The sequence below is a fragment of the Gordonia sp. (in: high G+C Gram-positive bacteria) genome (assembly GCF_020438995.1).
Taxonomy (GTDB): Bacteria; Actinomycetota; Actinomycetes; order Mycobacteriales; family Mycobacteriaceae; genus Gordonia.
The window spans coordinates 1-2,330 of the sequence record NZ_JAGQTN010000196.1 but is presented as its reverse complement, the minus strand read 5'-3'; the positions used below and the strand labels follow the sequence as shown (position 1 = coordinate 2,330).

The following is a 2,330-nucleotide window of genomic DNA, read 5'->3' as shown; positions in this document are numbered from 1 at the left end:
TCGGGCTTGACGAGTCGGCTCATCGGGTCGCTCCGGCGAGCTGGTCCCGGACGGCCCGCAGATCGGCCTTGCCCGAAGGCGTGCGGGGAATGGTGTCGACGATGACCAGTTCGGTGGGCACCTCGTACCGGGCCAGTCTGCTGCCGAGATGGGCGAGGATGTCCTCGGTGGTGGCAGTGGAACCGGGCCGCAGTTCGACGACGGCGGCCGGTGTTTCGCCCAGCCGATCGTCGGGGCGGCCCACCACCGACGCGCCGGCCACGGCCGGATGTGATTCGATGGCGTCCCGCACGACGTCCGGGATCACCTTGAAGCCGCCGCGGATGATGGCCTGGTCGGCGCGACCCAGGATCCACAGGAAGCCGTCCTCGTCGAGCTTGCCGAGGTCGGTGGTGCGGATCCAGTCGGCGTCCGGTCCGAGCTGGCCGGGTTTGACCTCCAGCAGTCCCGGCTCGTCGGGCGCGAGGACGGTGCCGTCCTCGGTGACCACCCGCAATTGCGCACCGCCGGAGGCCCTTCCGACGCTGCCGCGCTTGTCCGCCCAGTACCGCTTGTGGTCGGGCAGCGACCAGCCGGCCACGCCGCCACCGAATTCGGTTGCCGCATAAGAGGTGAGCACGGGGATGCCGAACTTGTCGGTGAATGCCTCCGAATCCTCCACCGACAGTGGAGCGGTTCCGCTGGTGACCACCTTGATGCTCGCGAGGTCGTCGCGCGTGAGTTCCGAATGCAGCACCATCCGCACCGCCGTCGGCACCAGCGAGACCGCCTTCGGCCGGTGGGTGCGCACCGCGCGCGCCCACTCGTCGAGGTCGAACCGGCCCAGCAGCGCGAACGGCCGTGCGGCGACGATGCACTGGAGAATGCGGTAGATGCCGCCGATATGGACCAGCGGGGCGTTGACGATCGCCGCGCCGCTGCTCAGCTTGGTAGGCACCTCGATCCGCTTACCCGGTTCACCGAGCACGCTGTGCGCCAACATGTCGTAGCTCAGTTCGATGCGCTTGGGTGGTCCGGTGGTGCCGCTGGTGAGCATGTGCACCGCCACCGGCGACGACGCGTCCTCGGGAGACGGCTTCTCGGAGGCTTTCTCGGAGGCTTCGGAGACCTGCACCGGATCGGCCGGGATCTCCTCGAGCCGCACGACCGACGTCGCCGCGGACCCGGCGACCAGCTTGTCCAGATCCGGCCCGGTGCCGATGATCACCGGCAGTGCCAGCGCCGCGATGTCGTCGCGGGTCCGTTCGTCGCCACGGGACGGATTGATCACCACCACGGTGCCGCCCGCGAGCAGCACGCCGAGGAAGGCCGCGACGTGTTCGGGGGTGTTGCGCAACAGGATTCCGGCGCGCGGTGTGGGTTCGGGGTCGAGCCGGGTCACGAGTTCGGAGATCGACCCGGACAGGCCGGCGAGCTGCCCCCAACTGGTCCAGGTGCCGCCGAAGTCGATGGCCCCGGAATCGGGGTCGATGGCCAGAACCGAAGCGATATGGGCGGCGAGCGGGTGAGCTGTCATCAGCGGATCCTCGGTGAGGTCTTTGCCTGCGAGCCCTGCTCCTGCTGGGCCGCAAGCTCTTGTTTCGCAATGGGATTGCCGAGGCGGGTGTAGATCAGTCCCTGATCCATCGCGGCCCGGTACGGCTTGTCGAGCGATTCCCAGATCGCCTTCACGGTGCCCTGGGTGGCGGTCGGCGGCTTGTTCGCGATGGTGGCGGCGATCTCGTGGGCGCGCGACCACAGGTCTTCGCGGGCGGTGACCTCGGTGACCAGGCTGATCCGCAGCGCGGTCTGCGCACTGACCCGTTCGTCATTGCCCAGCAACGCGATCCGCAGACTTTCGGCCAGGCCCACCTTGCGCATCAGGCCCACCGGTTCGAGGGCGCACACCAATCCGGCGGTGACGTGGGAGTCGAAGAAGGTGGCCTCCTCCGAACAGATCACCACGTCGGCCTCGTTGATGAAATACAGTGCGCCGGCGGTACACATGCCTTGCACCGCAACCACAACCGGCTTCCACATCTTCTGCCACTTCGGGCTGAGCAACTCACCCGGATCCTCGTGATTCCACACGATCTCGGGCTGCCCGTACGACGAACGCACATCGAGCCCGGCCGAGAACGCCCGGTCACCGGCGGCGCGCAGCACCACCGCGTGCACCCGGTCGTCCGCCTTTATCAGCGCCCATACATCGCGCATCTCGTGGCACATCAACCGGTTGAAGGTGTTCAGCGCATCCGGCCGGTTCAGCGTGATGGTGGCGACGTGCGCATCGGCGTCGACCTCGTACAGGATCGTCTCGAAGTCCGTGGTCATCGTGCCTGCCAGTTCGG

General features: G+C 67.9%; 2 protein-coding genes. Both read right to left on the bottom strand.

All coding sequences use genetic code 11. The features are described from left to right. Window positions 1-19: 19 nt before the first annotated feature. Window positions 20-1,516 (bottom strand): class I adenylate-forming enzyme family protein, encoded by a 1,497-nt coding sequence (locus tag KDB67_RS14485; protein WP_291016914.1) that lies wholly within the window; start codon window positions 1,514-1,516, stop codon window positions 20-22. Then, complete coding sequence (locus tag KDB67_RS14480; protein ID WP_291016916.1) at window positions 1,516-2,313, bottom strand: enoyl-CoA hydratase/isomerase family protein; 798 nt, start codon at window positions 2,311-2,313, stop codon at window positions 1,516-1,518. Before KDB67_RS14480 ends, KDB67_RS14485 begins: the two co-directional genes overlap by 1 nt. Window positions 2,314-2,330 lie beyond the last annotated feature (17 nt).

Excerpts from the sequence above, each read along its gene's own strand:
- KDB67_RS14485 (WP_291016914.1), bottom strand. The coding sequence starts at position 1,516 with ATGACAGCTCACCCGCTCGCCGCCCATATCGCTTCGGTTCTGGCCATC.
- KDB67_RS14480 (WP_291016916.1), bottom strand. The coding sequence starts at position 2,313 with ATGACCACGGACTTCGAGACGATCCTGTACGAGGTCGACGCCGATGCG.